Raw genomic sequence first — 21,362 nt, 5'->3', positions numbered from 1 at the left:
CGACGCAAGTCCGTCAGCTGCTCGGCTGCTCAGCCGCTCAGTTGCCGCGCGCAGCCGCCAGCACGTCTCCGTCCACGACCAGTTGCACCGCGGCGGCGACATCGCGATCGAGGGCGCGGTCGCGCTCCAGGAACGGGATCCGCGCCCGGATCGCGGCATGCGCCGCGGCCACCGCGTCGCCTGGATGGAAGGCCTCCGCCTCCGCCAGCTCGGCGCGCAGGGCATCCACCTCGGCGAGGAACGCCGCATGGTCTTCGGCATTGCGCGGCGCGCCCTGGATTTTCGCCGCCAGCGCTTCCACGTCGCCCTGCCGGGCCAGCTCGCGGGCGGCGTTGATCATGTCGGTGCGCAGGTCCAGCGCCTGGGCAGCGGTGTACAACTCCAGGCCCAGCACCTTGCCCAGGTCATCGGCCATCGCCAGCACGTGGCGCGCCTCGTTGGCGCCCATGGATACGTGGTCCTCGGCATTGGCGCTGGTGGGGATGGAATACACCGAGGCCGGCATCGCGCGGCTGGTGAGGTCGTTGACGATCGCCGCGGCGGTGTACTGCACGATCATGAAGCCCGACTCGGTGGCGTCCTCGTTGCCGATCAGGAAAGCCGGCAGGCCGTCGTTGGTGGCGGGATCGACCAGCTTGTTGAGGCGGCGCTCGGAGATGCTCGCCAGCACCGGGATGGCGGCCTTGACGTAGCTCATCGCCAGCGCCAGCGGCATGCCGTGGAAGTGGCCGGCGGAAATCACCTGCTGCTCGACGTGCTCGGCATCCGCGTCGGGGAAGATGATCGGGTTGTCGGTCAGCGCGTTGAGTTCGATGTCCAGCACGCGGGCGGCCTGGGCGACCGCGTCGCGGACCGCGCCGTGCACCTGCGGGATGCAACGCAGCGAGTAGCTGTCCTGCGGCTGGTGCTTCTTGCCGCCCTTGAACGGACGAAAGCGGGTGTAGAACTTCTCGCGCCCGTGGCGCTGGTCCAGCGGAACCCAGTTCCAGCCGATGTCGAATCGCAGCGCCTGCGCCTCCGGCGTGTCCCAGCTCTGCGCCGTCCACGGCTTGAACGTCGGGACCAGGTGATAGGGAATATCCGACAGGGTGGAACCTTCCAGCAGCTTGCGCAGGTGCGCGGCGACTTCGACCTGACCGGGATGCGGCCGCAACTCGTGGACCTTCCCGGCAAACGCGCCCAACCGGCCGGCGAAGGCATCAATGGTCATCGCCGCGGCGAGGTCGGCCGTGTCGAGCAGGTCCTCCAGTCTGGACAGCGCCAGCACGCCGCAGGCGAGCATCTGCGCGGTGCCGTTGTTCAGTGCCAGGCCTTCCTTGTAGGACAGGGTGATCGGCGTCAGGCCCGCGCGTTCCAGCGCGTCGGCGCCGCTGATGCGCTCGCCCTGGTAGAACGCCTCGCCGCCGCCCAGCAGCACGATGGCGAGATGCGACAACGGCGCAAGGTCGCCCGAGGCACCGACCGAACCCAGCTGCGGCACCACCGGCACGATGCCTGCGTTGAGCATCGCCACCAGCGCCTGCAGGGTCTCCACCCGCACGCCGGAGTGGCCGCGCATCAGCGTGTTGATGCGGATGCACAGCATCGCGCGCACCACGTCGGCCGGGAACGGTTCGCCCACGCAGACGGCGTGGGTGACGATCAGGTTGCGCTGCAGTTCCGCGTGCAGGCTCTCGCCGGTCGGCTCCTCGCCTGGCAGCGCCTCGCGCACGCGGCGCGCGCCCAGCAGGCGGTCGGCGTTGCTGCCAAAGCCGGTGGACACACCGTAGATGGGCTCCTCCCGGCGCACCTGCTCGGCGAGGAAATCGGCGGCGCGGGCGACGGCGGGCAACTGCTCGGCAGCGAGCTCGACGTGCGCGCCATGGGCAACCGCGACCAGCCCGCCCCGCGTCAGCGAGCGCCCGTCAAGACGGACCGGCTTCATCGCTGCACCTCCGGCTGGGCCAACTCGACCCGCAGCGTGCGCGCCAGCTCGCCCCGCTCGACCTCGAACTGATCGGCGCGGCGCAGGTCCTTCACCGTCACCGTGCCCTTGGCCATCTCGTCCTCGCCCAGCACGACCGCGAAGCGGATGCCGGCGCGGTCGGCGTACTTGAACTGGCGCGCCAGCTTGGACGCCTCCATCACCACCTCGGTATTGATGCCGGCATGGCGCAGGTCGTTGGCGATCGCCAGGCAGTCCGGCAGCGACCCGCTGTCCATCTGCGTCACCAGCACCTGCACCGAGCTGGCGGCGGTCTCCACCAGGCCGGCCTCGCGCAGCTGCCAGAACAGCCGGGTCAGGCCGATGGAAATGCCGACACCCGGCAATTTCGACTTGGTGTAGTGGCTGGCGAGATCCTCGTAGCGGCCGCCGGAACAGATCGACCCGATCTGCGGGTAGTCATCCAGCGTGGTCTCGTAAACGGTGCCGGTGTAGTAATCGAGGCCGCGCGCGATGGAGAAGTTGAGCGCGTAGTCGGACTCGGGAACGCCCATCGCCCGGACCAGCGCCAGCACCTCGCGCAGCTCGGCAACGCCCTCGCGCAGGGCCTCGTTGCCCTCGCCCAGCGCATCCAGCTGCGCCAGCGCGTCGGCGTGCGAGCTCGAGCGGACCTGGACGAAGGTCATGATGCTGTCGACGGCCGCTGCAGGCAGGCCGAAGTCCGGACCTGTCAGCGTCTCCCACACATAGTCGGGACCGCGCTTGTCGATCTTGTCGACCTCGCGCAGCACCCGCGCCTGCAGCTCGCCATCGGCGACGCCCTGGGCCTCGAAGAAGCCACGCAGCAGCTTGCGGTTGTTCAACTGGATGGTGAACTTCCCGATCGCCAGCTCGGAAAACACCGCGTGGATCACGGCCGGGATCTCGGCGTCGTAGCGCACCGACAGCGCATCCTTGCCGATCACGTCGATGTCGCACTGGTAAAACTCGCGGAACCGGCCCCGTTGCGCGCGCTCACCGCGATACACCCGCTGCATCTGGTAACGGCGGAACGGGAAGGTCAGGTCGTGCTCGTGCTCGGCGACGTAACGCGCCAGCGGCACCGTCAGGTCGAAACGCAGTGCGAGCTCCGGAACGCCCTCCCCGCCTGCCGCCGCCTTCTCCAATGCGCCGGTGGACTGGACGAAATAGACCTGGCGCTCGGTCTCGCCCCCGGACTTGGTCAGCAGCACGTCCGAGAGCTCCATGACCGGCGTCTCCACCGGCAGGAAGCCGAAGCGCTCGTAGTTGCGGCGGATGACGTCGAGCATGCGCTGGAAGGCAATCTGGTCACGGGGCAGCAGCTCCATGATCCCGGGAGGCGTACGCGGCTTGATCAAGCAGGACTCCAGTGACAGAACGTCGCGATAGTTGGCGCACAGTTTAGCGGCCCCGCCCCCTCCATGCCGGCCCGGGCGCGGCGCCCAGGCCCTTGCGCAGTCCGGTGACGGTGCTTACAATCACCGGCTCTGCAGTCGGGGTGTAGCTCAGCCTGGTAGAGCGCTACGTTCGGGACGTAGAAGTCGCAGGTTCGAATCCTGTCTCCCCGACCACTTGCCAGCCACGCGCTGCAAGGCAGAAAGCAAAAGCCGGCCATGTGCCGGTTTTTTTGTGCCTGGCGGAAAGGGATGGGCGCTCCAGCGCAGCCAAGCGGACACAGCGCGGGCGCGATTGCGCTCGCACCGGCAGAGTGCGATATTTCGGCCGGGGAACGGCGCCTGGGACTGACCCGGGATTAGACACAAGTGTTATGCACCTCGCGTTGGGGTAACCCACTGATTTATCGGGTGCAGCCACTCAAAAAAAGACCCGGACTTCGGGATTAGACACAGGGAATAGGCACCAATCTGGTGTCGAATAGGTGTTAGGCCGCTCATGAAGAATCTTCGAAGCGCTGCGATATTCATCTACGCTCTGATGGCTGCTTGTGCGCCAGGTTCGTCTCATGGGCAGGCTACGGGGCCAGCCATGGGCGCCTTCAATCTCTACTTCACAGACGACCTCGTTCGTAAGTGTGCCGCGAGCTACCCAGCAAGCGCAGCGAACATTACCGAATCGTTTGAGAGCATGAAACGCAGGAATAGATCTTACCTGTCGTCCAAAGACTGGGATGAAATCAGGCGCAGGAACAGGGAAATTGCACTAGTTGAACCCGAACGAAATGAGTACATAAATGAGATCGTCAACGATCGCAGTTGCGCACTTGTTCTCGATCAGCTTTCAGTCGGAGGCGAACTTGATCAACACATTGCCAAGCATTTTCCTAAGGGTTATAGACCTTGAGACACGGCCTAACAATGCGTTCAAGCCGAAGCCGCTTCGTTCCACCAAGCACATGGCAGGTAGAGCTTGCCATGTGCTTGGCTCCACTACGCGTCTCGGCTTAACTTAGGTGTTAGCCATGCGAATGATTCTCCTCGCAATCACAACCATTTCCGTCTTGGCGTCATGTACTTCTACTGATCGCCAGAAAATTCGTGGGAGTTACGTCTGGGGTCACGAGACTGAGACTTTCACACCATGCGGCTCCTCCCAGTCACTTTGGGTCGTCGGTGACGTAGCATTGCTTCAGCCACTTCGCGACATTGCTGCGGAACAGTCTCAATTTAAAGGACAACCCTACCTACCGATCTATCTCGAGGTGGCCGGCACTATTGAACCGCAGGCTTCTGATGGGTTTGCTGCAGACTATGATGGCGTTCTACGAATCACTCATGTCTACGCTAGTCAGTCATCGCTTCCCAATCATTGCGGGCGGCATGGCTAACAATTCATTCAAGCCGAACCCGCTTCGCGGGTCGGCTTAATTCAGGTGTTAGCCATTAGGGGAAAGGCGTCGTGTCAGCGAAGTCTCTAAAGAATCATCCCATCGCGGCTTCACTCAAGCGGTTACAAGACCTCTTGAACGATGAAGCACTTCAAGCCCCTCAGGTCGCCGCAGATGAAGCTGCTCAATTCAATCGCGAAAAGCTGCAGAACATCACCAAGAGTCTTCGCTCGCTAGTCAATCAAAGCTCCGCGACGCTGGTTTCAGAAACAGCTCTAGATCAGATGAATGGAAATCTGCAGGCGCCGATCGGCGAGCTAACTTCATTCATATCAAACAAGAACGCCGGGCATCTGGCAAACGCCGTCGCGCAGATTGATCAAAATGTTCTTAACTACACTTGGGCATTCCTGCCGAAGATTAACCCAGCATCTAAGGCTGAGTTCGGCGAAATTGTGGACTCTTTGCTTGAGAGGTCGAGAGAAACGATCGAGCAGCTCGACGCTGAAAAGCGAGGTCTGGAATCGGGAATCAGCCAATTAAGCGCGAACGTACAAGCGCAAGAGACCAGCCTCGCAACGCTGAGTGAGGCCCAGAATCAGCTAAAGGCTGAGATGGCTGCATCTCTCTCAGATCTCGAAACGACATTCAACAAAGCCCAACTACAGCGCGACACCGACTTCGCGGCAACGATTACTGACTTAAAAGACAGGTTGACTCTTGCGTCCCGTGAGTTCAATGGCAAAGCTGAAAGCGTCATTGAGGCTCTTGAGACTCACAAATCTAACGCTGCTCGGATAGTGCAGGTTGTTGGAGATATTGGCGTCACCGGCAACTACCAAACCATCGCGAACAAGGAAACAAAGCAAGCTAACCTCTGGCGCTGGATTACGATCAGTCTCTTTGCTGGCGGGTTGGTCATGGCCGCGGCCACTTTCTTGAGGTTCTATTACGAGCCGATAACGTCTGACAACACTTTGGCCGTCGCGGTGCGACTCCTTTACGCGCTTGCGGTGGCAGCGCCAGCGTTCTATACGGCGCGGGAGTCAGCTCGTCACAGGACAAACGCTGATCGGGCCCGACAGACTGAACTTGAGCTTGCCTCCCTCGGTCCTTTCATTGAACTCATGGAAGATTCCGATAAGGAAGAAATTCGAAAGTCCCTTGTTCCGACGTACTTCGGCCGTTCTGTGGAAGCACACGAGATCAGAACCGTTCTTGATGCCGGCGGAAGAACTTGATGGCTAACAAATCATTCAAGCCGATGCCGCTCCGCGGCACGGCTTAACTCAGGCGTTAGGCCCCATGCCCAACTCTGCCGCAGACACAACCAAGATCGAGCGCGCGGTATTACAGTCCGTGCTCAAGTCTTTGGACGAAAAGCCGCTTTACGTTGCCAGGAAGAGGCCATTCGCGCTCTACTTAGTGGCTGCAGTCGTGGCTGGCTTTGCAATTTCTTGGCTCGACTTGGCGTTCTTTAGCCATCCGGTAATTCGTGCTGTCGAGCCGCTGTTCGCTCTTGCGCTGGGAGCGGCCACTACATACGCGGTGCTCAGGGCCGTGTCAAAAGCTAGGTGGTCGTTCTTAGTCCAGTATGTTGATCGTGCAGCAGTTGAGGCTAGGCTGCGTGAGCTCGGGGGGTGAATTTACACATCAAGTGCGACAAACGCCTAACAGGTCGTTCAAGCCGAACCCCCGAAGTCTTATTTCCAGGCATAGTCGTTGCTCGATTTCCGCCAACCTCCGGCTTACTTGTCGGGGGTCGGCTTAACTACGGTGTTAGACCACTATGAGGCTTCTCGTTTTCGGTAATTCCGGCTCTGGCAAAAGCACCTTGGCTAAGCAGTTGGCCGCGCAGTATGAGTTGGCCCTTCTCGACCTCGACTCCATCGTCTGGGAGCCCGGTAAGGTCGCTGTCCAACGCCCACCTGATGCGATCGCCGCGTCCTTGGCGGCGTTCCTTTCCGAGCACAGCTGCTGGGTCATTGAGGGTTGCTACGGCGAGCTCGTTCAAGCTGCGTCCCTCCATTGCACAGAGCTCGTTTTCCTTAATCCGGGCCTTGAGACGTGCTTGGAGCACAACCGCAGGCGCCCTTGGGAGCCTCACAAGTACGCGTCGAAAGAAGCCCAAGACCAGATGCTAGAGAACCTGCAAGCGTGGGTGACGGGCTACTATCAGCGGCAAGACCAGTGGTCGTACCACGCCCACCGCCAAATGTTCGACTCTTTCGCAGGTCCCAAGAGCGAGCGGCTCAGTGGCATCACCGTCGCTGGGTGAATCTACCCAGCAACTGCGACACGCGCCTAACCGGTCGTTCAAGCCGAACCCCCGAATTCCCATTTCCAGGCAGATTCTGAGCCAAATTTCCGCCAACCTCCGGTCTACGCGCCGGGGGTCGGCTTAACTACGGTGTTAGAAGCTTCAATGAGAAATCATGGCAATCTGACAAAATGGAACGAAGAGCGTGGGTTTGGCTTCATCAAGCCGGTCGGCGGAGCTGCTGAGATATTTGTCCATATATCTGCATTTCCACGGGACGGTCGAAGGCCCGAAATGGGCGAGCTTATTTCGTATCAAACCGAAGAAGCTTCAGACGGGAAAATTCGGGCAACTAGCGTGATGCGCGCTGGCCGCGCCATGCCTCCGCGGCACAAGAACAAAAGAGCCCATATTGATCGCAGTTCTGGCGTTGCAGGCAACATATTGACAGCTTGCGCACTCGCTGCGATCGCTTTCGTTGCGTACACCCATTATTTCCAGGAGACACAAACACCAGTCGCCGCGATCACATCTGCAACCAGCTCGAGTGGTATGCCGTATAAATGCGACGGTCGCACAATGTGCTCCGAGATGAGATCCTGCAGCGAAGCTACGTATTTCCTCGAACACTGCCCAAACACAAAGATGGACGGCAATGGTGACGGCGTACCGTGCGAACAACAGTGGTGCAACTAGCGCGCACAGCGTTCTAACAGTTCATTCAAGCCGAACCCGCGAAATCCCAGTTCCACGCAGAGCCTTCGTTCGACTTCCATCAGCATCCGGCTCACGCGCTGCGGGTCGGCTTAATTCCGGTGTTAGGCAGCAAGAACAATGAGGATCGCTGCGATGGAAATTCAGCAATTTCAAAATCGAGTCAGTGAATACATCAAGTCTCATCCACATGAAGTGCGCTTCTTATGTTTCTTTGCGGCACTCGCACTCGTTTGGGTGCAGGCAGATAACATTGAGTCTTTCATCCGTGGCTTCTTTGATGGCCTTTATGATGCAGGTCATCAGTAAGAGCTAGTCTTTGCTGCCTAACCATTCATTCAAGCCGACGCCACTTCGTGGCGCGGCTTAACTCAAAGTGTTAGGTCCGATGAGGATACTCAGAACGTTAGGAATGGAATCGAATCCCAACAGCGTGTCAAAGTTGATCAGGAACTGTGTTCGATTGCAGATTGGCGATCGAAGAAGGTAGCCCCATACAGGCTGGCTGGCTACAGCACTGGCGCGGGAATTGCGTACCTCCTTGGACTATCACTGGTAAATGGCATCTTACTAAGCGGCGTATTTGGCCTACTCTTTGCGTATGTTATGGCTCGCCGTACTTTGAGATGAAGTCACACTACAAGTGCAACACGCGCCTAACAGGTCGGTTAAGCCGAACCCGCGAAGTCCCATTTCCAGGCAGGCTCGTGGTTGAATTCCCACCAGCGACCGACCTACGTGTTGGGGGTCGGCTTAACTACGGTGTTAGAGGGACTGAACAGTGTCACAACTTGTGATCCAGCGAACGAAGGCATTGTGGCAAGATCGCGCACGGGAGTATTCAATCCTCGTTGACGGAAAGAAGGCTGCAGGGATTCCGAACGGGGCTGAAGCACGAATACTCGTCGAACCCGGCGAGCATTCGATAGTGATCCAAATTGACTGGTGTTATTCACCGGAACTTATAGTCGTGGCGTCAGGCGAAGAGGATATCCACATCGAGTGCGGCGCAAACGCCAATCCATTCCTTATCCTTCTTTACATCACGTTGTGGAAAAACAGGTACATCTGGCTGCGTAGATCGGAGGTTCCAGCCCTCTAACTGGTCTTTCTAGCCGAACGCCTGAAGTCCCATTCAAACGGAGATCCAAATGCGTCTGCTATCAGCTCTCTTTGTTCTACTAGCCCTTTCAATGACCTCGCCCGTCCGTGCTCAAGAGCAGCCACAGGAATCGTATCGAGCCATAAATGGATTGACACTCACTGTTGGCCAGCCGGTTCACGACTTCGCAGGCCCAGCCAATCTCGGGTCGTTCCGTGGCAAGCCGCTAGTCATAAATTTCTACAGCGCCTATTGCCCGCCGTGCATTCGGGAAATCCCCAAACTCAATGCGTTGAAGCAACTCAATCCGGACCTTCAGGTTCTGTCCGTCACTCCCGACTCTCCGTCGGACGCTGCAGCCTATGCAAAGGAGCGCCACTTGGCCTGGCCAATTGCTGCGCCCGGTCAGGATTACGTATTTGAGACTCTCGGCGTCAAGGTTTTTCCCGTGTTCGCAATTCTCGATGAGCAAGGGAACTTGGTGAGCGCGACGTACGCCAATCAACTGGGAGGAGAAGACGGCGACGCCACGCTTGCAGGTATAACTCGATGGATCGAGTCTTCTCTGTCAGTCAAGATCCATTAGACGCTCGTGGAACAAATCGATGAAGCCGGGCATTCACGACCGGCGCAGGCGCCAGGCCTCATGGAAGGATCGAAATGACTCAAGGAAAAGCGGCTGTTGTTTTTCTCGCCCTCGTCTTCGTCGCCGGCTGCACTAGCGTACCGCTGGTCACGACACAATCATGGATCGACCCCGGTCAAGCGGTGCTTCGGGCCGCCGGATCGCCCCGACTGGGAGTAACAGGTGTCTTCGCCCTGACCGTCAAAGGAGCGGGTCGGACCAACAATGTTCACCTGAATTCCGAGGTCGATTATCGCGATCCGCGCAACCTCTCAATATCGGTTACACCCGAGGCGGCCGCGCAACTGGAGGAGACTTTGGGCGCACCTCCTGAGATGTCGTTGCGCGGCAGGCGAATTATCGTATCGGGCACCGCGCGCCGCACACGGATAGATTTCATGATCGATGGTAAACCCAGTGGCAAATATTATTATCAGACACATGTTAGTGTCACTGATGCCTCACAGCTTCAGGTGCTCTAGCGCTGGGGCTATTGAACGGGCAAGTGTTCTGCATGCCTGACGGGCAGCTCAAGCCGAGCCCCCCCCGAAATCCCATTCCAGGCAGATCCACGGTTCCATTTCCGCCGCGTCATTCCAAACCAGACATCTGTCAGGGGAAGCCAGTGACCCGACACCTTGCAGTGGCAGGACTCTTTTTGCTCCTTGCGGGCTGCGCGTTGGCGCCCGTTCTCCCTCCATCCCAGATCTCAGAACCCCTCCGGACGACCCAGTCACCTGCATACGGGCTCAAACTTCCGACGACGCCGGATGATACCGACCAGCTTGCGGTGGTCATGCCGCAGCTCGCCAGGCAGGTCACGACGAGCTACGTTGAGAATGACCGCCGACGCTATCTCGATAACCTGCTGCGCCTTCAACTGGTTTCCGCAGAGCCCGCAACCGCCTTGGCTACGCTCGCCGAGCTCCATGAAACGCCATCGGAAGGCTCTTCGAGCACTGAGCCGGTACTGGTGGCGCTGGAGATCTTTGCAAGTGCCCGGAAAGTGATGTCGCATGATGAAGGCGATTTCAGAAGTATTTACGGCGACGCGTTCCGCGCGGCCTTCGCTGGACTCAGCGACCTAGAAGCTTCGGAGGTTGCCTGCTGGCTCGAGACGCCCGGTTTCGTGCATGAGCGGAACCTGGCGCATGCACTCAACCGGGCGGCTCAGGATGACCTGTCGGAGGCGGATGCAATAAAGCTAGTCCGCGCCTATCTCGCACAACAGATGAATATGGAAACGCAGGCGATTTTGCCCGGCCTCATCGCCGCCGAGAAGGAACGACGCTACGAGGTAGCCGACGACGTGCTGATCCACACGCCCGATGGCGGAACGCTTTCGGCCCTAGTGGTGCGACCGCGAATCGCGCAGCGACCCCTGCCCACTGCGCTGCTCTTCACCATATATACCGACGAGACCGGCAACAAGCAGGCTGCCGAGACAGCTGCTGCCCATGGATATGTCGGTGTCGTCGCCGATACCCGGGGCAAGCGCTTGAGCCCCGACCCCGTGGAGCCCTACGAACGCGAGGTGGACGACACCTACGCCGTCATCGACTGGATCAGTCGTCAGCCATGGAGCAACGGCGAAGTCGCCATGTACGGCGGCAGCTACTCGGGTTACACCGCGTGGGCAGCCACCAAGCTGCTCCATCCGGCGCTGAAAACGATCGTGACGTACGTCGCCGCGATGCCCGGGCTCGGGTTGCCGATGTGGAACAACGTCTTCCTCAACGCCAACTACGGTTGGGGCTTCTACGTCAGCAACAACAAGTCGCTCGACAACGAGGTGTATCGAGATCCCGACAGGTGGGATGCCCTGAATAACAAATGGTACGCGAGCGGGCGCCGGTATCGCGAGATCGACAAGGTAGACGGCACGCCCAATCCGCTGCTGCAGCGGTGGCTGGATCACCCCGCGTACGACTCTTACTGGCAGGCGAAGGCACCCTACCGGGAGGACTATGCGCGCATCGACATCCCGGTGCTGTCGATTACCGGCTACTCCGACGATGGGCAGATCTCTGCCCTGCACCACCTCACAGAGCACCTCAAGTACAACAGGAACGCCGAGCATTATCTGGTAGTGGGCCCATACGACCATTTCAGCGCGCAGACCCGCCGGAAGCCGCGCGAGCTTCGTGGCTACACGTTGGATCCGGTCGGCAGTTCGATACGCAGGAGCTCACCTTCCAATGGCTGGATCACGTGCTGCGCGACGGCGCACGGCCTGCTCTGCTCAAGGACCGCGTCAATTACCAAGTCATGGGGGCCAATGTCTGGCGGCACGCACGCTCACTGGACGCCATGAGCACTGAAATGCTGAAGCTGTATCTGACGAACGAACCGGCTGGTGAAAAACGTTTCCGCTTGACAGGCCGCTTGCCGGCAAAGTCTGCCAGCCTCGAACAGGTGGTGGACCTCGCAGATCGCGGCGCCTCCCATAACGACTACTACCCTGCTCCCATAAAGGGCAAGGAAGCCCCGTCCACGGGACTGGCATTTGTCAGCGAACCGTTGGATGAACCCATTTCAGTGAATGGGATGTTCAGCGGCGCGCTGAATGTCACCATCAACAAGCGAGACGTCGATCTCGGCGCAGTACTGTACGAAGTCCAGCCCGATGGGACGCTACTCCAGCTCTCCTATTATCTCGGTCGTGCGAGTTTCGCGGATAACATGAGCCATCGGAGCTTGCTGAAGCCCGGCGAAAAGACATCGATCGAAATCAAGCGTTCCTTGTTGGTCAGCCGGCAACTCCAAGCGGGCAGTAGGCTGATGCTTGTGGTGGACGTCAACCTGAAGCCGTATCACCAGATCAACTACGGCACCGGCCGCGACGTCAGCGACGAATCCATCGCCGATGCAAAGGAGCCTCTGGAGATCGCCTGGCATACAGACAGCTACCTGGAGATTCCCATCTCACGTTAGAGCACGCTTGGTACCCGTGCACTAAGCAAAACCGCTCATTCGATACCATCCCCAATCCCCCCCGCCGGCAAACACCCATCCGCGTCACGACACCCATGAACGAACCTACGGCTCCAATTTCCTTCGACGATTTCCTCAAGGTCGAGCTTCGCGTCGGCCGCATCGTTGATGCATACCCTTTCAAAGAGGCACGCAAGCCGGCCTACGTGTTGCACGTCGACTTTGGCGAGGCGATCGGCGTCAGGAAGTCCAGCGCCCAGATCACTGGGCTTTACCAGCCTGAGGAGTTGATAGGGAAGCTGGTCGTGGCCGTCGTCAATTTCCCCCGCAAGCAGATCGGGCCGTTGATGTCCGAGTGCCTCGTCACAGGGTTCCACGACGCCGACGGCAACGTGGCCCTTTGTGTTCCCGATCAGTCCGTGCCGCTTGGGACACGGCTGCTTTAGCGGCGCGCATATGCACGCCGGGCGCGGGCACCTCCATTTCCGCTAACGCCCCGCCCACATTGCCCGGGTTAAGGTCATCCCGCTGGATTCCTGACAGGACGTTGGGTCCGCGAAAAATCCCTTCTGTCCTCTCCCGGAGCAAAGACATGGCAGCAACCGTTGATCGATCCCTCGCAGTCAGGGACCAGATTGCCCCGCTGCACGCGTTCCTGCTGGGCGGCGCCATCACCCTCTTCATTGCGGCAATGCTCAGTGATTGGGCGTACGCATCCACCTACGAGATCCAGTGGAACAACTTCGCCTCCTGGCTGATCGCCGGCGCACTGGTCCTGACCGCGCTCGCCGTGGTCTGGGGCTTCGTCGATTTGTTCCGTCCGCGGGTTGGCGATTCGCGTCGCCTGGTCTACCCGGTTCTCCTGCTCATCACTTGGATACTCGGCTTCATCAACGCGTTGATCCATGCCAAGGATGCCTGGGCCAGCATGCCGGAAGGCCTGGTGCTGTCGGTCATTGTTGTCCTGCTCGCCTGCGTCGCCGCTGGCGCTGCGTCCATGTCACGCCGGACAGGAGTCCTGTCATGAAGCGCACTTCCCTGCTCATTGCGGTCCTGGCCGCGCTGTCGCTGTCCGCCTGTGGCGGCACCGACCCCGATCCGGAACAGTACGGCGCTGACCCGGTCCTGCCCGACCACCAGCGTGGCCTGCTTCCCCGCATGACGATCGCCAATCCGACCAACTGGGGCGACAAGCTCCCGACCGTGCCGGACGGGTATTCCATCACTGCGATCGCCACCGATCTGAAGATCCCGCGGCAGACCCTGGTGCTGCCCAATGGCGACATCCTGGTGGCCGAGGGCAAGGGCGGCAACGCACCGGCCTTGAAGCCCAAGGACCTGATTGCCGGTCCGATCAAGGCCAAGGGCACCACGCCGGTGAAGAGCGGCAACCGCCTTACCCTGCTGCGCGATGCCGACGGCGACGGCAAGTACGAGCTGCAGACCGTGTTCGCCGAGGATCTGAATGCACCCTACGGTTTGGCGTTCGTCGAGGGCGCGTTGTATGTCGCGAACCAGGATGCGCTGGTGCGCTTTGACTACACCGACGGGCAGACCCGTGCAGACGCCCCGCCCGTCACCGTGACGCCGCTGCCGTCGGCGATCAACCACCACTGGACCAAGGCGATGACCGCCAGCCCCGATGGGCGGTTCCTCTACGTCGGCATCGGCTCCAACAGCAACATCACCGAGCGCGGCATGGTGGCTGAGGTCGACCGGGCCACGATCTGGCAGATCGACGCGTCGACCGGCGCGCATCGCGCCTACGCCAACGGCGTACGGAACCCGACAGCCCTGGCGATCCTGCCGGGGACCGACCAGTTGTGGGCTGCCGTCAACGAGCGTGACGAACTTGGCCCGAATCTGGTGCCTGACTACCTGACCTCGATCCGGGACGGCGGCTTCTACGGCTGGCCGTACAGCTACTGGGGCCAGAACGTCGACCCGCGGGTGAAGCCGCAGGACCCGGACAAGGTCGCCTCGGCGATCGCGCCCGACTACAGCCTGGGCTCGCATGTCGCCGCACTCGGTCTGGACTTTTCTTCGCCGGTCATGGGCGCGCAGTTTGCCGAAGGCGCATTCATCGGTGAGCACGGCAGCTGGAACCGCAAGGACCCCGTCGGTTACAAGGTCGTGTTCGTTCCTTTCACCGGCGGCCGCCCGTCCGGTGATCCGATCGACTTCGTGGCCGGCTTCCGCGACGAGGATGGCAAGACGCGTGGCCGGCCGGTGGGCGTGACGGTGGATCCGCGCGGCGCACTCATTGTTGCCGATGATCTGTCCAACACGATCTGGCGGGTCGCGCCGACGCGCTAGTGGTGGACCGCGCCGGCGCACTCATCGTTGTCCTGAACTGCGGCTCATCAAGCATCAAGTTCGCCGTATTTCCCGCCGATGCCGAGCCACTGCCGCGAACGCCGCTATGGAATGGCAAGGTGCAGGGCATCGGCGGCTCCTCGCCGGATTTCGGTGAAACCGGAGTTGAGCCATTTGCCGTCGATCTGGATCGGGCCCACCCGCATAGCGCCGCGCTGGAGCTGATCCAGCAACGCATCACGCGGCGCCTGGAAGGGCGTCGCGTGATTGCTGTGGCCCATCGCGTGGTCCACGGCGGGACCCGGTATTTCGATCCCACGATCGTCACCCTGCCGATCCTTGGGGACCTGCGCAGCTACGTCCCGCTGGCGCCTCTGCACCAGCCGTTTCCGTTGGAGGCGATGCGCCTGTTGCTGGAGCAGCGCCCCGACATCGTCCAGGTCGCGTGCTTTGACACCGCCTTTCACCACACCCTGCCCAAGGTCGAGCAGATCCTGCCGCTGCCGTATTCGGCGTGGCAGCGCGGCCTGCGCCGCTACGGATTCCATGGCCTGTCCTACGAGTTCATGAGCCACGCCCTGCCCGAGCGTCATGGCGAAGTGGCGCGCGGGCGGGTCATCGTCGCCCACCTCGGCAGCGGGGCCAGCCTGTGTGCCATGCAGGACCTGAAGAGCGTCGCCACCACCATGGGGTTTTCCGCGCTCGACGGGCTGATGATGGGCACACGTACGGGCTCCATCGATCCGGGCGCCCTGCTCTACCTGATGGAGGTGGAAAAACTCTCGCTGGAGGACGTGGCGGCGACGCTGTACCACGACTCCGGCCTGCTCGGGGTGTCCGGCATTTCCTCGGAGCCGCGCGTCCTGATCAAGCACGAGGACGATCCCGGCGAATCCGGCGAACGCGCACGGATCGCGCTCGCGCTGTTCGTGCGTCGCATCGTGAAAGAGATCGGCGCGATGGCCGCCGTGCTCGGCGGTCTGGACCTGCTCGCGTTCACCGCAGGCATCGGCGAGCACAGCGTTTTCATCCGCGAGCGCGTGTGTCACGACCTGGCGTACCTGGGCGTGAAGCTCGACGCCGACGCGAATGCTATCGACGCGCCGGTCATCTCGGCGGCGGGCAGTCGCGTCCTCGTTGCGGTCGAACCGACCAACGAGGAGTGGATCGCCGCTCGCCACGCCCGTGAACTGCTCGCGGCCAACGGCCATCCGCCCTGATCGAGCGCACGCTCCAACTACGTCGCGCGCTCATTGCAACCTCTCGGCACCGCACAAGGCCTATCCCATGAATACCCTTTCCAACCCACGCCAGCAATGGCTCTCCGGCTACGGCCCCATCGTCCATCGCGACGACACCGTCAAGCGTGTCGACGCACTCGTGTCCCGGCTTGTTGCCGGAGGCGCGGATGAGGCGGGCATTTATACGCTGCTCGCCGCCGCCGACCGCGTGACGTGCGCGGGGATGAAGGTGGTCGCGCACATGAGCTATGCGCTACGCGTCGACATGTCGGGCGCGCCCCTGGCGGCCGAGGACTTCAAGCCGACCCCCGAGGGCCACACGGGTGGCTCGCTGAACATGGTCCAGGCCTACGTGGCCTATCTGCTGGCCAACGCGCTGACCGGTACCACGCGCTCCTGGATCATGGGCCAGGGTCATTGCGTGGCTGCCATCGAGGCGGTGAATGCATTGACCGGCGACGTATCCCCAGCGCAGCAGGGACGCTACGACCGCAGCGAGAAGGGCCTCTCGCAGCTGTGCCAGGATTTCTACTCCTACGCCCTCGATGCGAACGGCGTCCCGGCGGTCCCGCTGGGCAGCCACGCGGGACCGAACACCGCGGGCGCGGTATCGGAAGGCGGTTACCTGGGCTTTGCCGGCCTGCAGTACATCCACATGCCGCTGGTCGGCGAATCGCTGGTCGCCTTCCTCAGCGACGGCGCGTTCGAGGAGCAGCGCGGGCCGGACTGGGCCCCGCGCTGGTGGCGCGCCTACGACAGCGGTCTCGCCGTGCCGGTGATGATCCTCAACGGCCGCCGCATCGAGCAGCGCACCCAGATCATGCAGCAGGGCGGCGCGGAATGGCTGGCCGAGGACGTCCGCCACAACGGCTTCGAGCCCGTGACCGTGGATGGCCGGGACCCCGCCGCGATCGCGTGCGCGATCATCGAAAGCGAGGATGCGCTGCGCAGGTTCGCCGCCGATCCGGACCAGCATTATCCGGCGCCGATGCCCTACGTGATTGCGGAGACCGAAAAGGGCTTCGGCTTTCCCGGCGCCGACAGCAATGCCGCCCACAATCTGCCGCTGGACGGCAATCCGCATACCGATGCCGCCACCCGGCGCTTGTTCAACGAAAGCTCGGCCGCCCTGTTCGTCCCGCCAGCCGAACTGGACGCTGCGCTGGAGGCGTTCGCCACCCATGCCGGGCAGGAACGCGCGCGGGAAAGTGCGCACCCGATGGCCCATCGCCGTCCTGCCGCACCCGATCTGCCCGAACCTCGCTCGGAAACCACGGGCAGTCAAAGCAGCGCGATGACGACGCTGGACCGGTGGTTTGTCGAACTGGCCAACAGCAATCCGGAGCTGCGCATCCGCGTGGGCAACCCGGACGAGCTGGCAAGCAACAAAATGGGCGCGACGCTGGAACTGCTCAAGCACCGGGTCAACCAGCCCGAACCGGGCGTGCCCGAGCACCTGTACGGCGCGGTCATCACCGCGCTCAACGAGGAAGCGGTCGCCGCAGCGGCGCTGGGCAACAAGGGCGGACTGAACCTGATCGTCAGCTACGAGGCGTTCGCGGTGAAGATGCTCGGCCTGCTGCGGCAGGAGATCATCTTCGCCCGCCACCGGCGCCAGGTGGGTCAAAAGCCCGGCTGGATCTCAGTGCCATTGATCGTCACCTCTCACACCTGGGAAAACGCCAAGAACGAGCAGTCCCACCAGGACCCGACCATGGGCGAGGCGCTGTTGGGAGAGATGTCCGATACCTCACGCGTGCTGTTTCCGGTCGACGGCAATACCGCGGTGGCGGCACTGCGTGACGTGTACGCCCACCGCGGCCAGGTGGCCTGCGTGATCATCTCCAAACGCGAGGTCGAAAACCGCTTCGATGCGGAAATGACCCGGCAGCTGGTCCGCGACGGCGCCGCCCATCTGATCGGCGATCCCGCCGAGGCAGATGTGCAGCTGGTCGCGCTTGGCGCCTACCAGCTGGAGGAAGCGATGACGGCGCAGCAGCAGTTGGCCGATCGCGGCAAGCATGTCTGCGTGACCGTGATCCTCGAGCCGGGTCGGCTGCGCATTCCGCGCGATGACATCGAAGCCGCATTCGTCGACGACGATGCCACGGTCGACGCGCTGTTTCCGCCCGGCCTGCCGCGGGTGATCCTGACCCATACCCGACCCGAGCCGATGCTCGGCATCCTGCGCCGCATCGACAGCGGCCGCGCCACGACCCGCGCGCTTGGCTACATCAGTCGCGGCGGCACGCTGGACGTGCCGGGCATGCTGTTCGCCAACCGCTGTACCTGGGCGCACGCAGTGGATGCCGCCGCGAGCGTGGCCGGGTGGGACCGCGATGCATTGCTCAACCAGGCGCAGCTCGATGCGATCGATGGCAAGGGCAATCCGGCTGACCTGCGGCGGCAGTGATCGGCGGCCGCCGCAGATGGAGGGAGCCCTGCCGCGCTAGTCGCCGGATTCGGGGGGATCGGCGGCCGTGACCGTCAGCGTTTTCCTCGCCAGCACCTTGTGGTCCTGGTACTGCACGTAGCGGACCTCCCAAGTGCCCGGCTCGTCGGGCACCTTGACCTGGAGCGGGCTGCCATCCCCGGCCGGGCTGTGTTCCACCGAACTTCTGCCCTCCGTGCCTGGCTTGGCCACCGCGATAAAGTCATAGGCGTAGCCCGGTCCCGTCCATTCAACGGCTATTTTTGATCCCGCCGCCGCGCTCGCCGGGACCTCCAGATTCGCGGTCACCGGCGTGGTGCTGATCAACTTGCGTGCCAATACCTTGTGATCCTGGTACTGCACATAGCGGACCTCCCACTCACCGGGTTCCGCAGGCAGCCGCAGCTTCAGCGGAGTGCCGGCCTCGGTGGGCGTGTGGTTCACCGAGTCCCTGCCCGCTGCGCCGGCACGCACTACCGAGACGTGGTCGTAGGGGTAGTTCGGCCCGGTCCAGCCGACGTCGATGGTGGAGCCGGCCGGCGCGGTCGCCGGGATGTCCAGCTTGGCTTCCAGGGCAGTGGTGGTGATGCTCGTGCGGGCCAGCACCTTGTGGTCCTGGTACTGCACGTAGCGAACCTCCCACTCACCGGGATCCGCGGGCATGAGCAGATTCAGCGGCGTGCCGGCGGTGGTCGGCGTGTGGTTTACCGACTCCCTTCCGGGGGCGCCGGCGCGCACCACCGAAATAACGTCGTGCGGGTAATTGGGGCCCGTCCATTGCACGCTGACCTTGGCCCCGGCCGGAGCGGTGTCAGTAGCCTGCACGCTCGCCTCCAGCGGCGTCGTGGTGATCTCCTGGGTGGCGAGCACCTTGCGGCCCTCGTACTGCACGTACCTGACCTCCCACTTGCCCGCCTCCGCCGGCAGTAGCAGGTGCAGCGGATTGCCCGCATCCGTCCCGGTGTGATTAACCGATTCGCGACCCGGTGTGCCGGGGCGTGCCACAGCGATATAGTCGTAGGGTTCGTTGGGCCCGGCCCAGCTAACGCGCACCGTGGATCCGGCCGGCGCGCTCGCCGCCACCTTCAGCGTGGCCTGTGCGTTGGGATCGTTGGGCGCCGCTGGCTCGACTTTCCTGTCAGCCTCGCCCGGGGCCGCGCTGGTCATCCCGGCCGTGCCGCCAGCGATCGTCGCGCTGCGCTGTGCGGCGGAGACGAAGGCCATCTCGCCGGTCACCGCGTAGTCGAAAATGCACTGGTCGAGGAAGGGCTGCAGCGCGACACCGGACTCGCGGCAAACGGCTTCGGCGCGCCTGAGCAGATCCGCCGGCAGGCTCTGGCGGGTCACGTGCTTTTCCGGGAACGTCCGGTCGGTGTAGGTCGCAGTGGATTCGCCGTCGCGATAGTTGAACAGCGATTCGTCATCGGCAACCCGCCACCCGTCAGCGAAAACCTTGTATAGCTTCTCGTTGTCCAGCGGCTGTGCTAGGACCTTGCCGTCGCGCGTGCGGAAGTCGTTCCTCGGATCACCGTCGTGGTTGCCCAGCAGCCCGGTCGCTGCAACTCCCGCGGCCAACTCCATCGTGAAGTCGATGAAACCGCTGGATGGGCTGTTGGCGATGACCTGGTGGCCGTCGGTCGTTGCGATCTGCACCGCGCGGTGGAACTGGGTCAGCGTGCCGTTGGCAAACTCCAGCACTTCGCCGTCCGCGCCATGGGGCACGGCCTTGCCGTCGATCTGTACACGAAGGCCACCCTGGTCGGTATCCAGCAATACGCGGGTGCCGTCGACGTCCATCGCCATGGCAGTCACCACCGACACGGTGCGTGAGGAGTGGCGCGGCGCCGTGCGCAACTGCACTTCGAGCCTTGGCACGCGTACGGCGACGAATTCGCCCACGGCCTGCATGGAGAGGTTCGCACCATCGAAGGTGCTCAGGTGGGGATCGCCGCGCACACCGCCGCAGCGGCCGAAGCAGCGTGGCGGCGGGGGTGGTGGCGGCGGATCGTAGCAATTGCCGCCGAGGTTGCAACGGATCAGGTCGTTGCTCTTGGAGGAGCCACCACCGAACTTCTGAAAGTACTTGCGCACACACTTCAGTCCGAAGCGGCAGCCCTTCAACCCGTCGCGGAACCCCTTCATCATCGGGTCCGCCTTGGCCGGCGTGCTGGATCGGGTGGAGCCCTTTACCGCAGTGCCGAGCACGCCCTCGAACGCAAGCGGCTCTTCCACTCCGTCGATTTCTTCGCCGTAGTAGCGGATGCGGTTTTCCGCCATCCGGTGAGCAAGCACCTCCAAGGCTCCGGCACCCGCCGGGTCCTGTCCGGGCAAAGCCTGCAGGAAGGCGAAATCGATGCTCATCGGATCGTCCGGTGTGAGCCGGTCGCCGAGGAAGGTCAGGTCGAGCTCGACGCTGTCATCCAGGCCGATGGGGGCGGTTGCGTTCCTGTCCGGCATGGCCACGATCGCCAGCCCCTCGCCGTCGGGCGTCCGCAGCAGGCCTGCGATGACGGTGACGTCGTCGCGCCGGCTGTCGTCACCGGCGGACAGCCACGGACGCAACTGCGGGTAGGCGATGAACTGCGCGTCGTGCGGCAGTTGAACCGCGGCGTCCGGCTCACCTGGAAGGTTCGCGAGTATCTCGTCGAGCAGTTCGACCCGCTGGCCGTCCGCGTCGAAGGTCGACACCCGCTCATACAGCCACAGGTCCTGGACCCAGGGGCCGTCGACCATGCCGCTGTCCGACGCGGGAGTGGTCGCAGCCTCCTCCACGTGGGTGGACCGGTTGCGGTCACCGCAACCAGCCAACATCACCAGCGCGAGCAGCAGCACCGGCAGTGCAATCAACCTGTGGGCGGCGGCGTTCGCCGAGGCATCCCTTCCAAACATGTGGTCTTCCCTGTTGTCCGTGGTGGAGCGCCGCCGCCCGATCGGGCTGCGGGCATCGCGTCAACAGGTATACGCCATCGCAACGGCGAAACCGGACAGCCGCCCCTTCGTGGCGCGGGG

General features: G+C 62.5%; 16 protein-coding genes and 1 tRNA gene. 14 read left to right on the top strand and 3 right to left on the bottom strand.

Annotation, left to right across the window (positions count from 1 at the left end):
• Nucleotides 1-37: 37 nt before the first annotated feature.
• A complete protein-coding gene (locus tag INQ41_RS05410; RefSeq protein ID WP_193986867.1) occupies nt 38-1,924 on the bottom strand; it encodes an HAL/PAL/TAL family ammonia-lyase in 1,887 nt (628 codons plus the stop codon).
• Nucleotides 1,921-3,303 carry a histidine--tRNA ligase gene (hisS, locus tag INQ41_RS05405; RefSeq protein ID WP_193986865.1) on the bottom strand — a complete coding sequence of 461 codons (1,383 nt, stop codon included), beginning with the start codon at nt 3,301-3,303 and terminating at the stop codon, nt 1,921-1,923. The genes INQ41_RS05410 and hisS overlap by 4 nt, the downstream gene beginning before the upstream one ends.
• Before the next feature lie 136 nt (nt 3,304-3,439).
• Between hisS and INQ41_RS05400 the strand changes: the two genes are divergently transcribed.
• From INQ41_RS05400 to INQ41_RS05335, 14 genes are all read left to right on the top strand, one after another.
• Nucleotides 3,440-3,516, top strand: a tRNA-Pro gene (locus INQ41_RS05400).
• A gap of 1,348 nt (nt 3,517-4,864) precedes the next feature.
• Entirely contained in the window at nt 4,865-5,971 is a 1,107-nt protein-coding gene (locus INQ41_RS05395) for a hypothetical protein (RefSeq protein ID WP_193986863.1), read from the top strand.
• Nucleotides 5,972-6,035: 64 nt separating this feature from the next.
• Nucleotides 6,036-6,374 carry a hypothetical protein gene (locus INQ41_RS05390; protein ID WP_193986861.1) on the top strand — a complete coding sequence of 113 codons (339 nt, stop codon included), beginning with the start codon at nt 6,036-6,038 and terminating at the stop codon, nt 6,372-6,374.
• A gap of 781 nt (nt 6,375-7,155) precedes the next feature.
• Complete coding sequence (locus INQ41_RS05385; protein ID WP_193986859.1) at nt 7,156-7,686, top strand: cold shock domain-containing protein; 531 nt, start codon at nt 7,156-7,158, stop codon at nt 7,684-7,686.
• Nucleotides 7,687-7,839: 153 nt separating this feature from the next.
• Complete coding sequence (locus INQ41_RS05380; protein ID WP_193986857.1) at nt 7,840-8,013, top strand: hypothetical protein; 174 nt, start codon at nt 7,840-7,842, stop codon at nt 8,011-8,013.
• 842 nt (nt 8,014-8,855) lie between these two features.
• Nucleotides 8,856-9,392 carry a TlpA family protein disulfide reductase gene (locus INQ41_RS05375; RefSeq protein ID WP_193986855.1) on the top strand — a complete coding sequence of 179 codons (537 nt, stop codon included), beginning with the start codon at nt 8,856-8,858 and terminating at the stop codon, nt 9,390-9,392.
• A 74-nt stretch (nt 9,393-9,466) separates the two neighbouring features.
• Nucleotides 9,467-9,913 carry a hypothetical protein gene (locus tag INQ41_RS05370; RefSeq protein ID WP_193986853.1) on the top strand — a complete coding sequence of 149 codons (447 nt, stop codon included), beginning with the start codon at nt 9,467-9,469 and terminating at the stop codon, nt 9,911-9,913.
• Between the two features lie 314 nt (nt 9,914-10,227).
• Entirely contained in the window at nt 10,228-11,745 is a 1,518-nt protein-coding gene (locus INQ41_RS05365; protein WP_193986851.1) for a CocE/NonD family hydrolase, read from the top strand.
• A complete protein-coding gene (locus tag INQ41_RS05360) occupies nt 11,742-12,365 on the top strand; it encodes a CocE/NonD family hydrolase C-terminal non-catalytic domain-containing protein (protein ID WP_248285358.1) in 624 nt (207 codons plus the stop codon). Before INQ41_RS05365 ends, INQ41_RS05360 begins: the two co-directional genes overlap by 4 nt.
• Before the next feature lie 95 nt (nt 12,366-12,460).
• The gene (locus tag INQ41_RS05355) at nt 12,461-12,811 is read left to right on the top strand and encodes a tRNA-binding protein (RefSeq protein WP_193986847.1); all 351 of its coding nucleotides are present in this window, start codon (nt 12,461-12,463) and stop codon (nt 12,809-12,811) included.
• Between the two features lie 146 nt (nt 12,812-12,957).
• Nucleotides 12,958-13,392, top strand: coding sequence for a DUF2231 domain-containing protein (locus INQ41_RS05350; RefSeq protein ID WP_193986846.1), 435 nt, complete (start codon nt 12,958-12,960; stop codon nt 13,390-13,392).
• Nucleotides 13,389-14,681, top strand: a complete 1,293-nt coding sequence (locus tag INQ41_RS05345; RefSeq protein WP_193986844.1) for a PQQ-dependent sugar dehydrogenase — start codon at nt 13,389-13,391, stop codon at nt 14,679-14,681. The genes INQ41_RS05350 and INQ41_RS05345 overlap by 4 nt, the downstream gene beginning before the upstream one ends.
• A 2-nt stretch (nt 14,682-14,683) precedes the next feature.
• Nucleotides 14,684-15,901 (top strand): acetate/propionate family kinase, encoded by a 1,218-nt coding sequence (locus INQ41_RS05340; RefSeq protein WP_407074251.1) that lies wholly within the window; start codon nt 14,684-14,686, stop codon nt 15,899-15,901.
• Nucleotides 15,902-15,968: 67 nt separating this feature from the next.
• Nucleotides 15,969-18,335, top strand: coding sequence for a phosphoketolase family protein (locus tag INQ41_RS05335; protein ID WP_193986841.1), 2,367 nt, complete (start codon nt 15,969-15,971; stop codon nt 18,333-18,335).
• 36 nt (nt 18,336-18,371) lie between these two features.
• Here the strand turns inward: INQ41_RS05335 and INQ41_RS05330 are convergent, their stop codons facing one another.
• Nucleotides 18,372-21,242, bottom strand: a complete 2,871-nt coding sequence (locus tag INQ41_RS05330; RefSeq protein ID WP_193986839.1) for a VWD domain-containing protein — start codon at nt 21,240-21,242, stop codon at nt 18,372-18,374.
• Nucleotides 21,243-21,362: the final 120 nt, after the last annotated feature.

The sequence above is a fragment of the Lysobacter ciconiae genome, from assembly GCF_015209725.1.
GTDB lineage: Bacteria > Pseudomonadota > Gammaproteobacteria > Xanthomonadales > Xanthomonadaceae > Novilysobacter > Novilysobacter ciconiae.
Note: the sequence above shows the minus strand (reverse complement) of the source record. Positions and strands in the feature narration are given on the sequence as shown.